This window comes from Massilia sp. 01N410, from assembly GCF_056399665.1.
Map to the genome: position 1 here is coordinate 31,878 of NZ_JBFTRV010000022.1, position 18,219 is coordinate 50,096.

The 18,219-nt window shown below is 60.3% G+C and carries 12 protein-coding genes and 3 pseudogenes; 12 read left to right on the forward strand and 3 right to left on the reverse strand.

What is annotated here, in order from left to right:
- Nucleotides 1-12: 12 nt before the first annotated feature.
- Both AC1DOP_RS23100 and AC1DOP_RS23105 read right to left on the reverse strand, forming a co-directional pair.
- Nucleotides 13-1,023 (reverse strand): response regulator, encoded by a 1,011-nt coding sequence (locus AC1DOP_RS23100; protein ID WP_442124400.1) that lies wholly within the window; start codon nucleotides 1,021-1,023, stop codon nucleotides 13-15.
- A complete protein-coding gene (locus tag AC1DOP_RS23105; RefSeq protein WP_477253589.1) occupies nucleotides 1,020-4,337 on the reverse strand; it encodes an MHYT domain-containing protein in 3,318 nt (1,105 codons plus the stop codon). The genes AC1DOP_RS23100 and AC1DOP_RS23105 overlap by 4 nt, the downstream gene beginning before the upstream one ends.
- Before the next feature lie 320 nt (nucleotides 4,338-4,657).
- Between AC1DOP_RS23105 and AC1DOP_RS23110 the strand changes: the two genes are divergently transcribed.
- From AC1DOP_RS23110 to AC1DOP_RS23145, 8 genes and pseudogenes are all read left to right on the forward strand, one after another.
- On the forward strand, nucleotides 4,658-5,377 hold the full coding sequence (locus AC1DOP_RS23110; RefSeq protein WP_477253591.1) for a substrate-binding periplasmic protein: 720 nt from the start codon (nucleotides 4,658-4,660) through the stop codon (nucleotides 5,375-5,377).
- Between the two features lie 287 nt (nucleotides 5,378-5,664).
- Nucleotides 5,665-6,030: a glyoxalase superfamily protein gene (locus tag AC1DOP_RS23115; protein WP_477253593.1), complete on the forward strand. Its 366-nt coding sequence runs from the start codon at nucleotides 5,665-5,667 to the stop codon at nucleotides 6,028-6,030.
- A 48-nt stretch (nucleotides 6,031-6,078) separates the two neighbouring features.
- Nucleotides 6,079-6,252, forward strand: a pseudogene (locus AC1DOP_RS23120) (IS3 family transposase); the annotation flags it as partial.
- A 251-nt stretch (nucleotides 6,253-6,503) separates the two neighbouring features.
- Nucleotides 6,504-9,272, forward strand: a complete 2,769-nt coding sequence (locus AC1DOP_RS23125) for a TonB-dependent receptor (protein ID WP_442124396.1) — start codon at nucleotides 6,504-6,506, stop codon at nucleotides 9,270-9,272.
- Nucleotides 9,273-9,290: 18 nt separating this feature from the next.
- On the forward strand, nucleotides 9,291-10,733 hold the full coding sequence (locus AC1DOP_RS23130) for a YfcC family protein (RefSeq protein WP_477253595.1): 1,443 nt from the start codon (nucleotides 9,291-9,293) through the stop codon (nucleotides 10,731-10,733).
- 17 nt (nucleotides 10,734-10,750) lie between these two features.
- Nucleotides 10,751-12,613, forward strand: coding sequence for a CocE/NonD family hydrolase (locus AC1DOP_RS23135; protein WP_442124394.1), 1,863 nt, complete (start codon nucleotides 10,751-10,753; stop codon nucleotides 12,611-12,613).
- 9 nt (nucleotides 12,614-12,622) lie between these two features.
- The gene (locus AC1DOP_RS23140; protein ID WP_477253598.1) at nucleotides 12,623-13,543 is read left to right on the forward strand and encodes a LysR substrate-binding domain-containing protein; all 921 of its coding nucleotides are present in this window, start codon (nucleotides 12,623-12,625) and stop codon (nucleotides 13,541-13,543) included.
- A 367-nt stretch (nucleotides 13,544-13,910) separates the two neighbouring features.
- Nucleotides 13,911-14,648: a TetR family transcriptional regulator gene (locus AC1DOP_RS23145; protein WP_477253600.1), complete on the forward strand. Its 738-nt coding sequence runs from the start codon at nucleotides 13,911-13,913 to the stop codon at nucleotides 14,646-14,648.
- Between the two features lie 15 nt (nucleotides 14,649-14,663).
- Here AC1DOP_RS23145 and AC1DOP_RS23150 read toward each other — a convergent pair.
- Nucleotides 14,664-15,813 (reverse strand): annotated as a pseudogene (locus tag AC1DOP_RS23150) (IS3 family transposase).
- A 77-nt stretch (nucleotides 15,814-15,890) separates the two neighbouring features.
- On the opposite strand from AC1DOP_RS23150, the pseudogene AC1DOP_RS23155 reads away from it, so the two are divergent.
- The 4 genes and pseudogenes from AC1DOP_RS23155 to AC1DOP_RS23170 all read left to right on the forward strand — a co-directional run bounded on the left by AC1DOP_RS23155 (nucleotide 15,891) and on the right by AC1DOP_RS23170 (nucleotide 18,177).
- A pseudogene (locus AC1DOP_RS23155) lies at nucleotides 15,891-16,866 on the forward strand (IS481 family transposase).
- A gap of 193 nt (nucleotides 16,867-17,059) precedes the next feature.
- Complete coding sequence (locus tag AC1DOP_RS23160) at nucleotides 17,060-17,365, forward strand: hypothetical protein (protein ID WP_477253602.1); 306 nt, start codon at nucleotides 17,060-17,062, stop codon at nucleotides 17,363-17,365.
- A 76-nt stretch (nucleotides 17,366-17,441) separates the two neighbouring features.
- Nucleotides 17,442-17,741, forward strand: a complete 300-nt coding sequence (locus AC1DOP_RS23165; protein ID WP_442124792.1) for a hypothetical protein — start codon at nucleotides 17,442-17,444, stop codon at nucleotides 17,739-17,741.
- A gap of 85 nt (nucleotides 17,742-17,826) precedes the next feature.
- The gene (locus AC1DOP_RS23170; RefSeq protein ID WP_477253604.1) at nucleotides 17,827-18,177 is read left to right on the forward strand and encodes a DUF4870 domain-containing protein; all 351 of its coding nucleotides are present in this window, start codon (nucleotides 17,827-17,829) and stop codon (nucleotides 18,175-18,177) included.
- Nucleotides 18,178-18,219: the final 42 nt, after the last annotated feature.

The following is an 18,219-nucleotide window of genomic DNA, read 5'->3' on the forward strand; positions in this document are numbered from 1 at the left end:
GCGGGTGGTCAATCAGGCCGCTTTCAGATCCTGCGTATCTTCCGCCCAGCGCTGCCGGATCGCCCGGATCGCCGGTATCTGGCCGATGAACAGGTCCACCAGGGCCGGATCGAAGTGCTTGCCCTTCTGCTCGACCAGGAAGGCCAGCGCTTCCTCTTCGCTCCAGGCTTTCTTGTACGGACGCACCGAGGTCAGGGCGTCGAACACGTCGGCGATCGCCGTAATCCTTCCTTCCAGCGGAATCGCTTCGCCCGCCAGCCCCTTCGGATAGCCGCTGCCGTCCCATTTCTCGTGGTGGGTGAGGGCGATGTTGCGCGCCAGCGCCAGCATGCCGCTCGGGTGCTCGCCGATGATCTCGGCGCCGATGGCGGCGTGGCTTTGCATGATCTTCCATTCGTCGGGGTCGAGCGGCCCGGGTTTCTGCAGGATGCGGTCGGGGATGCCGATCTTGCCGACGTCGTGCATCGGCGCCGCGTGCAGCAGGTCGTCGGCTTCGTTCTCGCCCATGCCGGCCGCCAGGCCGAGGATGCGCGAGAAGTGGCTCATGCGGATCACGTGCAGGCCGGTCTCGTTGTCCTTGTACTCGGCGGCCAGGCCGAGGCGCTGGACGATTTCCAGGCGCGTCGCGCGCAGCTCTTCCATGCGCACCAGCGACAGGTGGGTGCGCACGCGCGCACGCACGATCGGCGGGCTGACCGGCTTGGTGATGTAGTCGACCGCGCCGGCTTCGAAGCCTTCCAGCTCGTCGTCGGTGTCGGTCAGCGCGGTCACGAAGATCACCGGGACACTGGCCGTGCGCGGATCGGCCTTCAGGGCGGCGCAGACTTCGTAGCCGCTCATGCCCGGCATCATGACGTCCAGCAGGATCAGGTCGGGACATTCCTCGCGCACCAGTTCGAGTGCGCGCGGGCCGTCCTTGGCGAAGCGCAGGCGGTAATGGTCCTGCAAAATCTGGCGCAGCAGTTGCAGGTTGCTTGCTTCGTCGTCGACCGCAAGGATCAGCGGAAGGGTGACGGTACTCATTCGGACATCTCCTGTGCCATGTCGTCGATGGCGCCCAGCACAGCGTCGAGCTGCTGCAGGGCCAAATCAAAATCAAAATCGGCGATCGCCGCGTGGACCTGGGCCGCGCGTGCGGCGAGCGGATGGCCGCTCAGCGCTGCCGCCAGGCCGGCCGAGGCGGCGTCGTCCAGTCCGCCGCGGCGCAGGGCTTCGCGCAGGACATTGCCGGCGCGCTTGGCGCGTTCCAGGTCGAAGCCCGGATGGACGGCCTTCGCCTTGGCGGCCGACGGGGCCGGCTGCGCGGCGCGGATCTCCGCCAGGCCGCCGTCGAGCAACGCTTCAAGCCGGGTCAGGGAATCGCGCAGGGTATCCTCGGCGCCCGGATAGAGCTTGCCGCTGTCGCCGTCGACCAGGCCTTCCAGCTTGCCGAGGGCATCGGCCAGCAGCTCCAGGCCGAGGTTGGCGGCGACGCCGCGCACCCGGTGCGCCAGCATGCGTAAGGCGCGGTAGTCGGCGCTGGAAGCCTGAGCCGCCAGTGCCTGGACCAGCCCGGCGTGCTGGCTTTCGAAATGCGCCAGCGCCTCCAGATAGGCGTCTTCCTTGTGGCTCCAGCGGCGCAGGCCGGCCTGGCGGTTCAGAATCATGCGTTCCTGGACCGGCAGGTCCGGGTCCGGATGAAAGTTGCCCAGGCCCAGCACGCGTGCGATCTCGTGCGACAGCGCGAACCAGTCGACCGGCTTGCTGGCGAAGCCGTCCATGCCGGCGTCGACGCTGGCGCGGCGATGTTCGGGCAGCACGCTGGCGGTCATCGCGATCACCGGCACGCGCGGGCGGCCGGCGGCTTCGGCCTGCTGGCGGATCAGGCGCGTCGCCGCGAGGCCGTCGATGGTCGGCATCTGGAAGTCCATCAGGATCACGTCGAAGGCTTCGCGCGCGGCCAGCTCGACCACCTGGACGCCGTCGCCGGCGGCGGTCATGGTGTGGCCGCGGCGCGCCAGCAGCAGCTGCAGCAGTTCCTGGTTCTGCGGCACGTCGTCGGCTACCAGCACACGCAGCGGCGGCAGGGCGGCCGGGGTGCGCACGCGCGGCTGCTGCGGCGCGAAGCGCGCCAGCAGCAGCGGCAGCACCACGTGGAAGGTCGTGCCCTTGGCCTGTTCGCTCTCGGCCCAGATCCTGCCGCCCATGAGCTCGACCAGCTGCTTGCTGATCGTGGTGCCCAGGCCGGTGCCGCCGAAGCGGCGCGTCATCGAGGCGTCGGCCTGGGTGAAGGGATCGAAGATCGCCTGCAGGCGCTCCGGCGCGATGCCGATGCCGGTGTCCCTGATCTCGAAGTGCAGCTGTTCGTCCAGCAGCGAGGCGCGCAGGGTGACGCTGCCCTTTTCTGTGAACTTGATCGCGTTGTCGAGCAGGTTGGTCAGCACCTGGCGCACGCGCAGCTCGTCGCCGCGCAGGCAGGTCGGCAGGGCAGGGTCGTAGTGGATGTCGACGTGCAGGCCCTTGGCGCGCGCATTCGCCGCCAGGGTCGACGACAGTTCGTCGATCAGCGACAGCAGGTTGTAGTCGTTCTGCTCGAGCTCGACCGCGCCTTTCTCCAGCTTGGCGGTGTCGAGGATCTCGTTCAGCAGGCGCAGCAGCGCACGGCCGGCGCTGCGGATCGTATCGAGGTGACGCCGCTGCTCGGGCGCCAGCTCGCCGTCGAGCAGCACATCGGTGAAGCCGAGGATCGAGTTCATCGGCGTGCGGATCTCGTGGCTCATATTGGCCACGAAGCTGGCGCGCGCCGCGGCGGCCTGCTCGGCGTTCTCCTTCGCCTCGCGCAGCGCGTCTTCCATCTGGCGGCGCTCGGTGATGTCGAGGATCACGCCGTCCAGCCAGTGCAGATCGCCGGCGTCGTTGCGTACGCCGGTGCCGTTTTCCCACAGCCAGTGGACGCTGCCGTCGGCGTGCAGCAGGCGGTACTCGACCAGGTAGGGATGGTCGTCGCGCAGCGCCGTCTCGATCGCCTCCAGCACGCGCACGCGGTCGGCGGCATGAATCAGGGCGTCGAAGCTGCGGCGCGCCGGCTTGCCGGGCTGCGTCGGCACGAAGTCACTGCCGCGGTAGCCGGTGATGCGCTCGACGGCGTCGCTGATGAAGACCAGTGGGCGGTCGCCTTCCAGCAGGCTGCGGTAGGAAATGCCGGGAATATTGCCGATCAGGGAACGGAACTGCTGCTCGCTGGCGCGCAGCGCCTGTTCCATCGCGCGGCGCTCGCTGATGTCGGTGATGAAGCAGACGAACAGCTCCTTGTCGTCCAGGCGCGCATGGCCGACCGCGCGCCGGATCGGCACGATGCTGCCGTCCTTGCGGCGGCCGGTGACGTCGGCGCTCTGGGCGCCAGCCGAGATTTCGCCGGTCTGCAGCGTGCGCAGCAGGCCGACCTGGGCCGAGGCTTCCTCGTCGCCGATCAGGACGCGGATGTGCTGGCCGAGGATTTCCTCGCGCGTCCAGCCGTAGATGCGCTCGGCCGAGGCATTGAATTCGAGGATGGTGCCGGAACGGTCGACGGTGACCACGCCGTCCACCGTGGTGGTCAGGAGGGCGCGCATCCAGGCTTCGCTGCGCGACAGTTCGCGGAACAACTGGCGGTAGCGCAGCAGGCCGTTCCCGCCCAGCACGAAGATGGTGAAGGCGACCGTGATCAGGCTGATCGCCAGCGCCAGGAAGGTATCGGATTGCGCCTTGTGGGTGGTCTGGGCGGCGCGGCCGACGAAGCGCGCGGCTTCCATGCCGGTATAGTGCATGCCGGCGATGGCGCAGCCCATCACGACGGCGGCCAGGAAGATGCGGCGGCTCTCGCTGAGGCGGTGCGACAGGCTGGACAGGCCGAAACGCACCCACAACGCCAGCGTCGCCAGCACCACCGCGACCACGATCGACAGCAGGAACATCGGCAGGTTGTAATGCAGTTCGAGGCCCATCCGCATGCCCGCCATGCCGGCGTAGTGCATGGTGCCGATGCCGGCGCCGACCACTACGCCGCCCGCCAGCAGGCCCCAGCCGCCCAGGCGCTCGCGCGCGATCAGCCACAGCGCGGCAAGCGACGCGAAGATGCTCGGCACGCCCGAGATGATGGTGGCGACCGGATCGTAGTCGACGTCGGTGCACAGGTCGAAGGCCAGCATGCCGATGAAGTGCATCGCCCACACGCCGGTACCCAGCGCCATGCTGCCGGTGCCGAGCACGATCCAGCGCTGGCTGCGGTTGGCGGCCGCCTGGCCGGCGATCAGCAGCGCCATCCAGGAAGCGAAGATGGCCACCAGCACCGACAGGATCACCAGGCCAGGCGTATACATCCCGTAACTCAGCAGGGACGGATCGTCGGGCACGTTAAACAATGAAAACAGCATAAATTTGATGAAAATGACGGCGATTGTTGTCAATGGGCACGCAAGTATGTCACTTTCTCACAGGAAAATGTTATGGTACAAGTAGATAGTGAAGGATCAGTAGCAAATCCTGTCGCGTTGGCACCACCAATTTGACGAAAATTGTCGAGTTGTTATGAATTGCCGCAGGCCGGATGTTGCTGGTATGCTAGTTGCACAGGTCGCTGCCAGACGGCAGCGTTGGCATCGGGTGCGCTATGCGAATCGACACAATCATTGTTTCCGCAATGCTTGCCCTTGGCTATGCCGCATCGCAGGCACAGCCGGTACCGCGTCTGCATCTCACCACCGAGGCCGCGGCGCCGCACAGCATGCAGGACGGGCCGCGCGTGATCGGCATCGGCGCCGACACCGTGCGCGAGATCATGACGCGCGCCCGCATCGATCACACGATCGAGCTGCTGCCATGGAAGCGCGCCTACACCGCGGCACTCGAGCACGACGACACCTGCGTGTTCTCCACCACCCGCACGCCCGAGCGCGAAGCCCTGTTCAAGTGGATCGGACCGATCGGCGAGGCCGAATGGGTCCTGATGGCGCGCGCCGACCGCAAGCTGCATCTGGACAGCCTGGAGGAGGCGCGCAAATACCGCATCGGCACGTATAACGGCGACGCCCGTGACCAATACCTGCGCACGCGCGGCTTCGACGTCGACCCGGCGCCGAACGACCTGCTCAATCCACGCAAGCTGATGGCGGACCGCATCGACCTCTGGGCCGCCAGCTTCCGGCGCGGCAGCGCCACCCTGTCGCGCCTGGGCTATGGCGACAAGATCGTGCCGGTGCTGGTCTTCAACCGCATCCGCGTCTACCTGGCCTGCAACCGCGGCGTGCCCGACGCCCTGACGGCGCGCATGAACGCGGCCTTCGAATCGATGGAGCGCGACGGCACCCTGCAGCAGATCCCGCACCGCTACGACGCGATCGGCATGCCGGCGCAACGCTGAGTTTCCGCGTGCGACCCGACACGAGTCGTTTATGTATGATGGAAAACCTGCAACTGAACCGCAGAGGAAGTTGTGACGGCATCCCTCATTCCGACCGACCGTTTCTCGCTTGGCTCCCTTCGCATGCTGTCCCTGCGCGACGCCCTGCCGCGTACGGGAGCGCTGAGCCACGGCGGCAGCGCGGCCTTTTCAGGAGCAGGTCGTTTAGCTTTGTTGACCATCCGATAACCCAGGGGTATCGTGGACGATCAGCCGGCATCCCGGCCGGCTCCTGACATGAGGCTCCGATGGCCACCCGTTTCCTGCGTGTGTCACCCCTGATTCCTGCCCGCGACGTCGAAGAAGCCATTCGCTTCTATCGCGACGCATTCGGCTTCGAACTCGATTACCGCGACGCCGAACCGGCCCGATTCGCGATCGTCGGACGCGATTCGGCCTGGCTGAACCTGTTTTTCAATGAAGACAAGTACCTGGCCGACCAGACCAGCCTGCGGATCGTCGTCGACGGCGTCGATGCGTTGTATGAGCGCTGCCAGGCGGCCGGCTGCGTGCATCCGAACGGCGCGCTCGGCACACGGCCGTGGGGCACGCGAGAGTTCTCGATCATCGATCCGAGCGGGGTGTGTATTGCGTTGGTGGAGCAGGCGGGTTAAGTACCTGGCCAGAATAAATGTGAATTTTGGCCAACAGAACCGGATCCGGATGCAAGGCAGGATGTCTTTGACTATATCGAGATATTCGACAATCCGAAGCGCCGACATGGTTTCAGCAACGATCTGCCGCCGGTAGAGTACGAAAAGCAGTATTTTCAACGGCTCTCGAGTTCCTGGAAAAGCCGTGGCCATTCACCTCTAAAGCCCTTGCTCGTCTGCTGAGGGCTCCCTTTGCGATCTTTTGATCTTCATACCAAACTTGCATGGCCTTATGAAATCTTGCCATAAGGTTGATGTTGTTATTGGTTGTCCATACTCTTCAATACTTGGTGCTGAACAATAGTTTGGCGGGAAAAGACAACAGTGGAGACATCGTAATGAAGCCAAGAAGTCACTGGTCAGTTTGTGCGGCAACCATCCTTGGGGTAACGGTTGTAGGGACTACCTCAGCGCAGGTGGCAGGGACCGTACCCGTGCAGGAAAATGTCCAGCCGGCGCAACCGGTTGGAAAAATTGAAGTCGTGAAGGTTACAGGCAGTCGTATCGCACGACGTGACGCAGACACGGTCGGGCCAATGGTGACGATGACAGGCGACGACATCAAGTTTGCCGCTCCGACCTCTGTTGGCGACATGCTGCAGAGCCTGCCGAACACTGGCGTGAGTTTGAATTCCAACGGCACCCAGGGCACGTCGTTCGGCGTCAGCTCCATCAACCTGCGCTATCTTGGCAGTGCCGAAGGCAGCGGCAACCGGACACTGGTACTGGTAGACGGTCATCGCTGGCCCAGTGCGGCAGGAGGCCGGGGCTTCCGCGACTTCGTCGATCTCAACTCGATCCCGCTCGGCATCATCGACAACATCGAAGTGCTGAAGGATGGCGCCTCAGCGATCTACGGCGCCGATGCGATCGCGGGCGTGGTGAACATTCACACCAAGCGCCGTCTCAATGGCTTTCAGACCGATTTTCGCGTCGGCGAAACCTCGCGCGGCGACAACCGCAACTACAATGGCTTCATCAATTGGGGAAAGAAATTCGACGATGCCTCTGTCTTCCTGTCGGCCAGCTTCAACGATTCGAAACCGATCCTGACCGCGGACCGCGACATCAGCCGTACGGCACTGGCCCCCTTGACTGCGCCGCCAACCAGCCCGCAAGGCCTGTACGTTCTGCCTGGCCTTTCGAACAACAAGTACTTCGGCACGCCGGCTGGCTTTGCGTCCAACGCTGCTAACGCTATTACCCGGAACTCTGGCGTCACGTCGATCGGAAACGCTGCAAATGCGGACGACAGCTTTCACCGGGCCGCACTGCCGGACGATTATTACAATACGCAAACCCAAGGCATTTATGCTACCGGCCCGAGCAGGACCAGTGGCTTGTTTGGCCGCCTGACCTACCGTATCAACGAAAACGTCAGTGCCCACGTCGAGGCCATGTATTCGACGCGCAGGTCGAGCCAGCTGTTCGCACCCTATCCGCTGGATATCCGTGGCAGCAATGGCTTTAGTATTCCCAGCGACCAGGCCTATAACGCATTCGGTATCGCCAATGGGGTGCCGGCGGCGAATGCGCTCGGCTTTTCCGGTTCGACCTTCCGCATCCAGCGTGTTCCGGTGGAGGTGGGCAACCGCGACAACGTCCAGCATGTAGACACGTCGCGTTTGCTGGTTGGCCTGGACGGTAGTGTGGACCTCTTCGGTCGGTGGGATTGGGATGCCACGTTGTCCCATTCGAAGGTACGGGCTACGTTCGATGCCTATAACCAGATCAATATGGAGAACGTCTACCGCGCGCTCGGCCCGGCCGCAGCTTGTGCGAGCGCGTCGGGATGCGTGCCCCTGAATATCTTCGGCGCTATCACGCCTGCCATGGCCGACTACATCCGCTTCAACGGCCATGATGAAAACAGCACGAAGCAAACCGACCTGGCTTTCAACGCGACCCGCACCCTGATGGAACTGCCCGGTGGCTCGCTGGGCCTGGCAACTGGCTATGAGTATCGCCGGGAAGGCGCAGAAGATCTGCCTGATGCTTTCGCCAACCAATTGTCGAGCGTTCTTCCACTAGTCAACGGCGTAGCACAGGCACCGACCACCGCCTCCGCCCGCGACCTGACGCGCGGCAGCTACGACCTGCACGAAGCTTATGCCGAGCTGAGCGCACCGATCCTGTCGGATCTGCCGGGTATCGAAAAATTGGAGCTGGACGGGGCAGTGCGTTATTCACGTTACTCTACCGTGGGCGGCAAGGCGACCAGCAAGCTCGGCATCCTGTACCGTCCGGTGAAATCGCTGCTGGTGCGTGGCACTTATTCGCAAGGTTTCCGTGCTCCCTCGATCCTCGAGCTGTACCAGGGGCAGCGCCAGACAAACTTCCCGACCGTCGATCCTTGCAACGGTGGCGGCGCAGGTCTGCCTGGCTGTGCGGGCGTTCCTTCCAGCTACAACCAGAGCCAATACAACGGCGGTCTCACCCGCGGCATCACTGCGGGCAACCGCTTCCTGAAGCCAGAAACTGCTGACACCTACAGCCTTGGGCTGTCCTGGACGCCGGGCGTGTTGAACGGATTTAGCCTGACCGCGGACAAATTCCTGATCAAGGTGAAGGACGCCATTGCTTCGCAAACCGCGACCCAGATCCTGCAATCGTGCGCACAGACGGGCAATTTCTGTAATCTGGTCGTTCGTGCCCCTACTGGCGAAGTGCAGCAGCTGACCCAGGCAGTGGTCAATCTGTCGCGCATCGAAGTGTCGGGCATTGACGCGACTGCTCGCTATGTAGTCCCGGTGGCTGGCGGCAAGATCGACTCCGCGCTCGACCTGTCCTATCTTGAGCGCTACCGTTCGTACGTTCCGCAACCGGACGGATCCGTGGTCATCGACGACCGGGCCGGTAAATCGGACCTGCCGCGCTCGACCTTCCCGCGCTTGAAAGGTCAGGCATCGATCCGCTATATCGCAGCGAACTGGACGGCAAGCTGGAAAGCGCGTTACATCGGCCACACTGCCGACTTGCCGGGCAATGCCATCAATGGCGGGACGGTCGGCGCTGTCACGTATAACGACCTTCAGCTGGGCTACACCCTGCCCGGCCAGAATGTGACCTTCGCGCTCGGTATCGACAACGTCTTCGATAAACAGCCGCCTGCATCGGCCGCCAACAATCCGATTAACTTCGATATGTATACCTACGATGTACGCGGCCGGTACATGTACGCGAAGATATCGAGCAAGTTCTAAGAAACAGACTGGACGTCCATGAACCACGGTACACAATACAAAGCAACGCGACGTTGGGCGCTCGATCCGGTCATGATGATGTTCGCGGCGCTCGCCGTGGCAATCGCTCTGACATGGATGATCCCATCTGGCCAATTCGAGCGCAAAGGCGGCGCGCCAAACGGGCTCGTCCTTCCCGGAACTTACCGGGAGTTGCCGAAAGCGCTGAATGGTAACGCTTTGCTGCCACCCCCGGCATCGAAAAAGGCCGAGGATGGCGGCAAGGAGCCGAAAGCCGTGGCACCGACTGCCGCCCGGCCGGTTTCTCCGGTCGCACTCGTGACTGCGATACCAGAGGGCCTGGTCAAATCGTCCAACCTGATTTTCATGATCCTGCTGTTGGGGGGCATGTTCGGCGTCCTGCGTACGTCCGGCGCGCTTGACGCCGGCATCGAACGGCTGCTTTCCTTAACAGGGGGCCGGGTCGGTATCGTTACCCCGGTCGTCATGATTGCAATATCTGCGGGCAGCACCTTCCTCGGCTTGATCTCGGAATACCTCCTGATCATCCCGATCGTCATTGCGCTTGCCGAACGCATGGGGCGCAGCAAGCTGTTCGGTTTTGCGATGCTGACGCTCGCCGCAAAGGTCGGCTATCTTGCATCGGTTACGAATCCGGTGGCCTTGCTGATCGCTCAGCCGATCGTCGGCGCGCCGGCATTCAGCGGCGCCGGCCTCCGTTTTGCGATCTGGGCTGTGTTTCTCGCCATTGCGATCGCGGTAGTGCTGCGAATGGGGAGACAGGTGGGCAAGGTGCAAGTGCACTGCGATCACCGCGCACTATCGCTTCGCCATCTCGCTGTACTGCTGGTCGTGGCCGCCACTATTCTGTTGCTGGTAGTCGGATCGGCCAACTTCGGATGGCGCGATGCACAATTCGCATCGCTGTTCGTTGTCAGCGCACTGCTGATAGGCGCTACTGCCGGGATGTCGCCGCGAGAAGGCGCGCACGCTTTCGTGGACGGCATGAAGTCGATGATGCTGGCGGCGCTGCTGGTTAGCATGGCCCGCGGTGTCGAGCTGGTTCTACGTGACGGGATGATCCTCGACACCATCATTGCTTTCGCCTCGCACCATGTAGCCATGTTGCCGCCGGTGATCGTGGCACCGTTGGTAATGTTGTTCGAAATGTTCCTGACCCTGCTGATTCCTTCGACCTCGGCCAAGGCAGCTTTGAGCATTCCGATCCTGGCGCCGATCGCGCACAGCGTCGGCGTCAGCGGTCAGACTACCGTTCTCGCCTTCTTGTTGGGTAACGGCCTGGTGAATATGTTTGCGCCCACTTCGGGCATGTTGCTGGCTTACCTGGCAACAGCGAATATCCCTTACAGCACCTGGTTCCGCTTCGTGCTCCCGGTGTTCTGCGTGTTCACTGCACTTTCAACCGCGGCGGTCATGATCGCCGTGCTCATCGACTACTGAGTTAGCAGGAAGAAGCTGTGAACGGAAAGATTTTGCACAACCTACCTGTTGTGATGCGCGATGGCTGCCGCCTTGCAGCCGACATTTATTTCCCGGATGACGGTAGCGGATGCCATCCGGTACTTCTTGAACGCACGCCGTATAACAAACTGGGTACCAACCATGCCGACCGCAGCAAGGCAGACCCGGTCGCGCGCTCGAAGCCAGAGATTGCAGAGAAATTCGCGCGCGCCGGCTACGTTTATGTGATCCAGGATTGCCGTGGACGCTACGCATCGGAAGGCGACTTTACCAAGTACGCCAATGAAAGCGAGGATGGCTTCGACACCATCGAGTGGCTAATGCAGCAACCGTGGTGCAATGGCAGGATCGGTACCCTTGGCTTGTCCTACGGCGCGCACGCGCAAAGCGCCATGGCCGCGTTGGCGCCGCCGGGCCTGGCTGCGATGTTTCTCGACTCTGGCGGATTTTCTAGCGCATTCCACAGTGGGATCCGCCAAGGGGGCGCATTCGAGCTCAAGCAACTTACCTGGGCATTCAAGCATGCCAAGCTCGCGCCTGACACTGCCAGCGATCCTGCACGCAAGGCGGCGCTGGAAGCCCAAGATATCCGCGATTGGATTGGTGTAACTCCATGGTCCGAGGGCCGCTCGCCGGTCGCAGCCGCTCCCGAATACGAAGAATATGTACTACAGCAATGGCGCAGTGAAGTGTTCGACGAATCCTGGCGTAGTCCAGCTCTGTGCGCGCAGGCGCACTATGCGGAGTGGGCCGATGTTCCAATGGTCCACATGTGCAGCTGGTTCGACCCATACGCGCTGACGGCCACTGAAAACTACATTGGATTGTCTCGCCTGAAGAAGTCGCCGGTAAAGCTGGTACTCGGGCCCTGGACCCACGGTCAGCGTTCCGTGACGTTTGCTGGCGGTGTGGATTTCGGGCCGGCCGCAACGCTCGACGATAACATCGCACCGGATTACGTTGCGTTGCGTCTTGCCTGGTTCGACCGTCATCTGCGCGGCGAGGCAGAAACGGCAGAGTACCTGCCGCAAGCCGTCAAGATCTTCGTCATGGGCGGAGGCAGCGGGCGCAAGGATAACGCCGGCCGCCTGCAACACGGCGGTCGCTGGCGCGACGAAGCAGATTGGCCACTGCCGGGAACTACGCATACGGAGGTATACTTGCATGGCAATGGGGTCCTGGCTGAGGAGTTGCCGAGAAACGAATGCGATGCTCTGGAATATGATTTCGACCCGTGCAATCCGGTCCCGACAATTGGAGGGGCGATTGCTTCCGGTGCACCCGTGATGTTCGCTGGCGCGTTCGATCAGCGAACAGATCCTGGAATATTCGGTGCCACATCTCCCTTCGGCCCCTTGGCGGATCGTCAGGACGTCTTGGTATTCCAGACTGCCCCTTTGGAGTCGGCGCTGGAAGTCACTGGTCAGATTGTCGTCAAATTGTGGGTGTCGTCGTCGGCTTTCGATACCGACTTCACGATCAAGGTGCTAGACGTCTATCCGCCCAATGAGGACTTCCCGGAAGGTTGCGCCATAAATTTGACGCATGGCATACTGCGGATGCGCTTTCGTGACTCGTTCGAACATCCGACCTTGCTGGAACCTGATGCCGTCTACCAAATTGAGATCCCGTCTTATCCTACGAGCAACCTGTTCGCTGCGGGACATCGTATCCGAGTCGATATCTCAAGCAGTAATTTCCCGCACTTCGACGTCAATCCTAACACCGGTGCGCCGGCCGGCATCGTGTCGACTCCCGTGGTGGCGCGTAATTGCGTGTTCGTTGGGCACGGCCGGCCATCGTCCGTTATCCTTCCTGTCATTCCTTCCGAAAGGGTGGTCCGCGATCCCACGATTTGAGGAGCGGATGTGGGCAACCTGAGGGACGATATCAGCTTCAGGTCCCTGCGGGCTTTCCACGAGATCGTGTCGTGCGGTTCGGTGACGGAAGCCGCGCGGCGCATGGGGATGAGTCAGCCGGCAGTCAGCCGGATGCTGGCCCAACTGGAGCAACAGATCGGTTTCGAGCTGTTCTATCGTGACCATGGAAAGTTAGTGCCAACCCAGGACGGCACACTTCTGTTTGACGAGGTCGACCAGTCGGTGGGCAGCGTCGAGCGCGTTTATACACTGATACGTGATATCGCCGACTATCGGGTAGGGCAGCTCAAAGTGGTAGCGCCACCCAGCTTCTCGGAAGGCGTGCTTCCAGATATCGTCAGCGCTTTCCTCGACCGCTTTCCCAGGGTACGCTTGTCGATCGATTCGCGCAGCATCGAGACGTCCAAAGCAATGATCGCCACGCGCGCAGCCGATTGCGGCTTCGTTAAACTACCTCTTGGGCGTTCAGATCTGCATTTCGAGCACATTGTCACGAGCGCAACCGTCTGCGTTCTCTCCTCGGGTCATCCTCTTAGTGACCGGCGCGTGCTGACACCGCAACTCTTGCGTGGCCACCCCTTGATCCTTCTCGGACTGGGGCGAACTTCGCGCGCGCAGATCGAGGCTGAGTTTACGCGCTCCGGTGTTCGACCAGAGGTACGGCTGGAAACGCATACTGTGGGCTCAGCCTGTGCATTGGCTGAACGCGGCCTTGGTGTCGCGCTGGTTAACGAGATGCTGGCGAAGCCCTACTTGCGGAACGGAGGCCTCGTGTTGCCTTTCGAGCCGCAGCTCAGCAACGACTACTCGTTCGTCACCTCAGCCTATGCGCAACCCAGCCGGTTGACACGAGCGTTCCTGGAAATAACGAAGGCGCATTTCGCGAACGAGCAGAACTCGTTACCTTAACGAGGACGACTGGCACAGCCCCTACGTTTCGGCCTCTCACTGGAGCAACTATCGACGTTGCGCGGCTTCAGGCCTGATCAGCCACGTAGCCCGCTCGCATGCGCTTGATGTTTATTCGGGTTTTCAAACTCCGAGTATGACAGGCTATGTCACCCGTGCATGGCTGCATACTCCTGCAGCATCAGCTTATCGCTGCCGACCCTCCCATGGTATCTATAACGATTTCTCGATCAACATACCGGAGTTCATCGAATGGTTATCACGTACGCACTGAATTTATTGCCCTCGTGTCCTCATCGCGGCGATGACGGTTCTTGGGCAGTCTATCTCGAGCTGGTTGGTCAGGTTGCTGTTAGCGGTGAACACAATGCCTCGTAAAACCAGAGCGGAATCGGCTGCAACTAGCGAGCATATTCTTGATGTCGCAGAAAAGCTATTTGTTCAAAACGGAGTGGATAGAATCTCCTTGCAAGACGTTGCCAACGCTGCGAACGTAACACGTAGTACCGTTTGCTGGCATTTTTCGAACAAGCTAGGAGTTTATGACGCGGTAGTAGAGCGATTAACGACACCATCTGAAAAAGCGCTACAGATATTGGCCGAGCTTGACTCTGGCGATCCGCTTGCAGACCTACGTGCTTATATCTTTGGGATTCTCAGAAGAATTGCAAGCGACCCAAGAGCATCGGAGATTTTAGAGGTTGGATATGTCAGCGATATCTTCGCTTCGGGCACCAAGCGCAAATTTGATCGCTACGCGATGCATGTTGACAGTTGGACCCGGCAGGTTAAGCGGCGCATCATCCAGGCTAGAGAAAAGGGATTTCTGAGCGAAAGGGTAAATCCCGATGCGATATCGATTGCGGTCTGGCTGATGATCGACGGGATGATAAGAATGTGGATTTTTAACCGCGCATCCTTCGACTTGCTAAGGCATGGAGAGATTCTGATCGACCCCTACCTCAAAGGCTTGCGATCCGTGCGACCTGCAAACCTCGTAATCCGTTCCACCAGGAGCCTTGGCCCAACGGAATTGATATGCGGTTGCCTTGATTTTCAGCTGGTTGGAGGCGCCGTTGTGGCGCACAGTGCGGATGGGCACTGAATCGCCACCATTTTCCTAGATACTCTGCAGCCGAAAAAAATGCCGCTTTTCAAACTCGACTGACGACAGCCGTTCATTGAAGCTGTGGCGCCGCTTCGGATTGTAGAACATCTCGATGTAGTCAAAGACGTCCTGCCTGGCTTCATCGCGCGTAGCATAGACCTTGCGGCGAACCCGCTCTCGCTTCAGCAGTTGGAAAAAGCTCTCGGCGACTGCATTGCCGTGACAGTTACCGCGCCTGCTCATGCTCTGCACCAGGTTGTGTGATTCGAGGAAGTCGCGCCAGTCGTAACTGCTGAATTGACTTCCTTGATCGGAATGTACCAGCACTGCGGCTGTCGGCTTTCGACGCCATACCGCCATCAATAAAGCACTCATTGCCAGCTCTTTGTCGCTACGCGAACTCATTGACCAACCGATGACCTGGCGTGAAAACAAATCGATCACCACGGCCAGATAAAGCCAGCCTTCGTAAGTGCGCAGGTACGTGATGTCCGTTACCCAGACTTTGTTTGGCTCGATCACATCGAATTGGCGCTGCAAATGATTCTGCGCCACGACGCACGGCGCGCCGCCGTTCTTGTACTTGCGCTTGGCGTAACCAGTTTGAGATCGAATCCCTTCGCGGCGCATCAGGCGATGAACCCGATTGATGCCGCACCGTTCGCCGAGTTCTTGCAAATCGTCGAAGATCTTGCGATACCCGTACACCGCGCCACTTTCCAGCCACGACTGCTTGATGTGTCCGAGCAGTCGCCGATCTTCCTTTGCACGCAGGCTTTCGGGGTTAGCGCGCCAGGCGTAGTAACCGCTGGGATGAAGTTTCAGCACCTTGCACATGCACTGAACCGAAAACATCGCTTGATGCTGATGAATGAAGGCGTACCTTACCCTGACGCCTTGGCAAAGTACGCCGCGGCCTTTCGCAAGATGTCGCGCTCCTCGGTAATGCGCTTGAGTTCGGCCTTCAGGCGTTTTACCTCGTCGGCCTGTGCGTCCTGCGCCTTGCGCTCATCCTCGGGGACGCTGTAAAGCTTCGTCCAGGCATAAATGCTATGAATGCTCACCCAAGACGCTCGGCCACCTCGGCCGCTGGGTGTCCACGATCAGTCACTTGCTTGACCGCCGCGATCTTGAATTCTTCCGTGTACCGCTTTCCACTCATGTTGACTCCTTTTGGCTAGAATTATGACTCAGGAGTATCTAGCGTAGTGGTGGCGATTCACAGGAGCAGTTGGCAGCATGAGTTCACGCATTCATCCGCAGGCCCGCACCACACCGAAGATCTGCCAGGAGATCAAGGATTCGGGCCTGTCTTCCAGAGAAGCCGCCAGGGTTTTCAACATCACGCGAGCCATTGCACAGAAGTGGTTGGGACGCGATGACGTACAGGATCGCTCGCACCGCGCTCACACGCTGCATACGACCTTGAGCCAAGCCCAGGAATCCATTGTCCTGGCACTGCGCGAGTCGCTCTTCCTGCCGCTCGACGACCTGCTGTTCATTACCAAGCAGTACATCAATCCGTCCGTCTCACGCGCGGGCATTGCGCGCCTGCTAAAGCGTGAAGGCATGTCGCCTGACGGACTTGATTGCGACGGCCGAGGGAGAGAAGATCACGCCGAAGAAGACCTTTAAGGACTACGAACCCGGTTTCATCCACATCGACATCAAGTACCTACCGCAGATGCCGGACGAGACCTCGCGACGTTACCTGTTCGCCGCCATCGACCGTGCGACGCGCTGAGTTTTCATGCACATCTACGGCGACATGACCGAGGCGAGCAGCGTCGATTTCCTGCGTCGGCTCAAGTTGGCTTCGCCCATCAAGATCCGCAAGATCCTCACCGACAACGGCTCGCAATTTACTGACCGTTTCGCCACCAAAGACAAGAAACCCAGCGGCAAGCATGCTTTCGACGTCGCCTACGCAGCTCTGCCCGCCGAACATCGCCTGGCGCCGCCGCGCCACCCGCAAACCAATGGCATGGTTGAGCGCTTCAACGGGCGCATCAATGAATTGCTGCAGCAGACCCGTTTCGATAGCCGGGCCGACCTGCAGGCCACTTTGCTGAACTGTCTGAAGCTGTACAACCACCATATTCCACAACGCGCCATCGGCAGCGAAACGCCTATCCTCGCTCTCAAGGAATGGCAACAAAAGCGGCCCGAGTTATTCGTCAAATGCGTCTATGATCAAACGGGACTCGACAGCTAACTAAGCATCAGGCTGTGTCCGGGAATAGCGGCGCAAGATCACGACCATTTAGGACATGTGTTCTATATGCTCGCCGAGATCGGAAATTTATAATCCGACAAGCAGCCAGCGCTTTGCGCCATGATTTTTCTGATAAAGAACCGCAGGTCGCGCACGCGCTGAATCGTCACCATTCAATTTTAAGGATATTCGAATGCACCAGTCTCCGACCATCCGTCGATCGGCAGGCATCCTCGCGATGCTCGCAATGCTTTCGGCATGCTCGACCATCGCTGAAAAGACGAATTTCATCTCCGACAGCGAGATCCAGTCGAAAGTGGCGGGAACGCTCGGCTACAGCCCCGACGCGGTCACCCTGATCAATCGCCGCACCGAAGGCACCAATACCTTTGTCGTGGTGAGGGTGGGCGGCAAGAAGGAGTATTCCTGCACGCTCAACGGCGGGAATCTGTTGAGCGCCGGGATCGTCAATCCGCCGACCTGCACGCCGAAAGCCTGATATCAAAGCGGTCAATGTACTGATGGTTTCGGAAGCCGCCGATCAATGACTCGGCCAATCCTGGTAGGAGAACTCGATGAAGAAAATGCTTGTACTTGTGGCGGCAATTTCCCTGGCTGGATGCGGGAAGGGGCCATCCGAAAGCGACATGAACAAGGCGGTCAAGAAATCCGTCGAAGACAGCAATCGCCAGATGGCGAATATCGGTTTTGGTGGCTCTTTCCAATCGGAGGTGCCCGAGGTGAAAAAAATCGGCTGCAAGGACGACGGTGACAATGCCTATCGTTGCGATATCGAACTCAGCGGCAAGGGCGGAAAAAAGATCGTGCCCGCGCGATTCGTGAAGGCCAGCGACGGATGGGTGATTACGAACTGACCGGGTCGCGGGAATCGGGCGGTATCCGACGCGTGTCACGCCCGAAAGATTCGAACAATAACAGAAGACTATAACGAGGATTCGTATGCAAAATACAGCAGCTTCCAGTGTCGTTCGCCAGGATAAAACGGTTGCGATCCTGGTCCATATCGGCGGCCTTTTTTTCAGCTGGCTTGCCCCGCTCGTCGTTTACCTGATCAAGAAAGGGTCGGATGATGAATTCACCGTTCATCATGCACGCGAAGCCCTGAATTTTCAGTTGACTCTGATGATCGCTTATTTCATGTGTTTCGTGCTGTCGTTCATATTGATTGGTCTCTTCCTCATCTGGTTTGTCATGCTGGCCAATCTGATCCTGTCGATCATGGCGGCGGTGAAGGCAAGCAATGGCGTCGATTACCGTTATCCCTTGACCATTCGCTTCGTCAAGGCCTAGGCAATGCAATAGATTTTGCTGTCTTTCCGATGGTATGATATG

Excerpts from the sequence above, each read along its gene's own strand:
- AC1DOP_RS23160 (WP_477253602.1), top strand. The coding sequence starts at position 17,060 with ATGCACCAGTCTCCGACCATCCGTCGATCGGCAGGCATCCTCGCGATG.
- AC1DOP_RS23100 (WP_442124400.1), bottom strand. The coding sequence starts at position 1,023 with ATGAGTACCGTCACCCTTCCGCTGATCCTTGCGGTCGACGACGAAGCA.
- AC1DOP_RS23110 (WP_477253591.1), top strand. The coding sequence starts at position 4,658 with ATGCTTGCCCTTGGCTATGCCGCATCGCAGGCACAGCCGGTACCGCGT.
- AC1DOP_RS23145 (WP_477253600.1), top strand. The coding sequence starts at position 13,911 with ATGCCTCGTAAAACCAGAGCGGAATCGGCTGCAACTAGCGAGCATATT.
- AC1DOP_RS23165 (WP_442124792.1), top strand. The coding sequence starts at position 17,442 with ATGAAGAAAATGCTTGTACTTGTGGCGGCAATTTCCCTGGCTGGATGC.
- AC1DOP_RS23170 (WP_477253604.1), top strand. The coding sequence starts at position 17,827 with ATGCAAAATACAGCAGCTTCCAGTGTCGTTCGCCAGGATAAAACGGTT.
- AC1DOP_RS23115 (WP_477253593.1), top strand. The coding sequence starts at position 5,665 with ATGGCCACCCGTTTCCTGCGTGTGTCACCCCTGATTCCTGCCCGCGAC.
- AC1DOP_RS23130 (WP_477253595.1), top strand. The coding sequence starts at position 9,291 with ATGAACCACGGTACACAATACAAAGCAACGCGACGTTGGGCGCTCGAT.
- AC1DOP_RS23105 (WP_477253589.1), bottom strand. The coding sequence starts at position 4,337 with ATGTATACGCCTGGCCTGGTGATCCTGTCGGTGCTGGTGGCCATCTTC.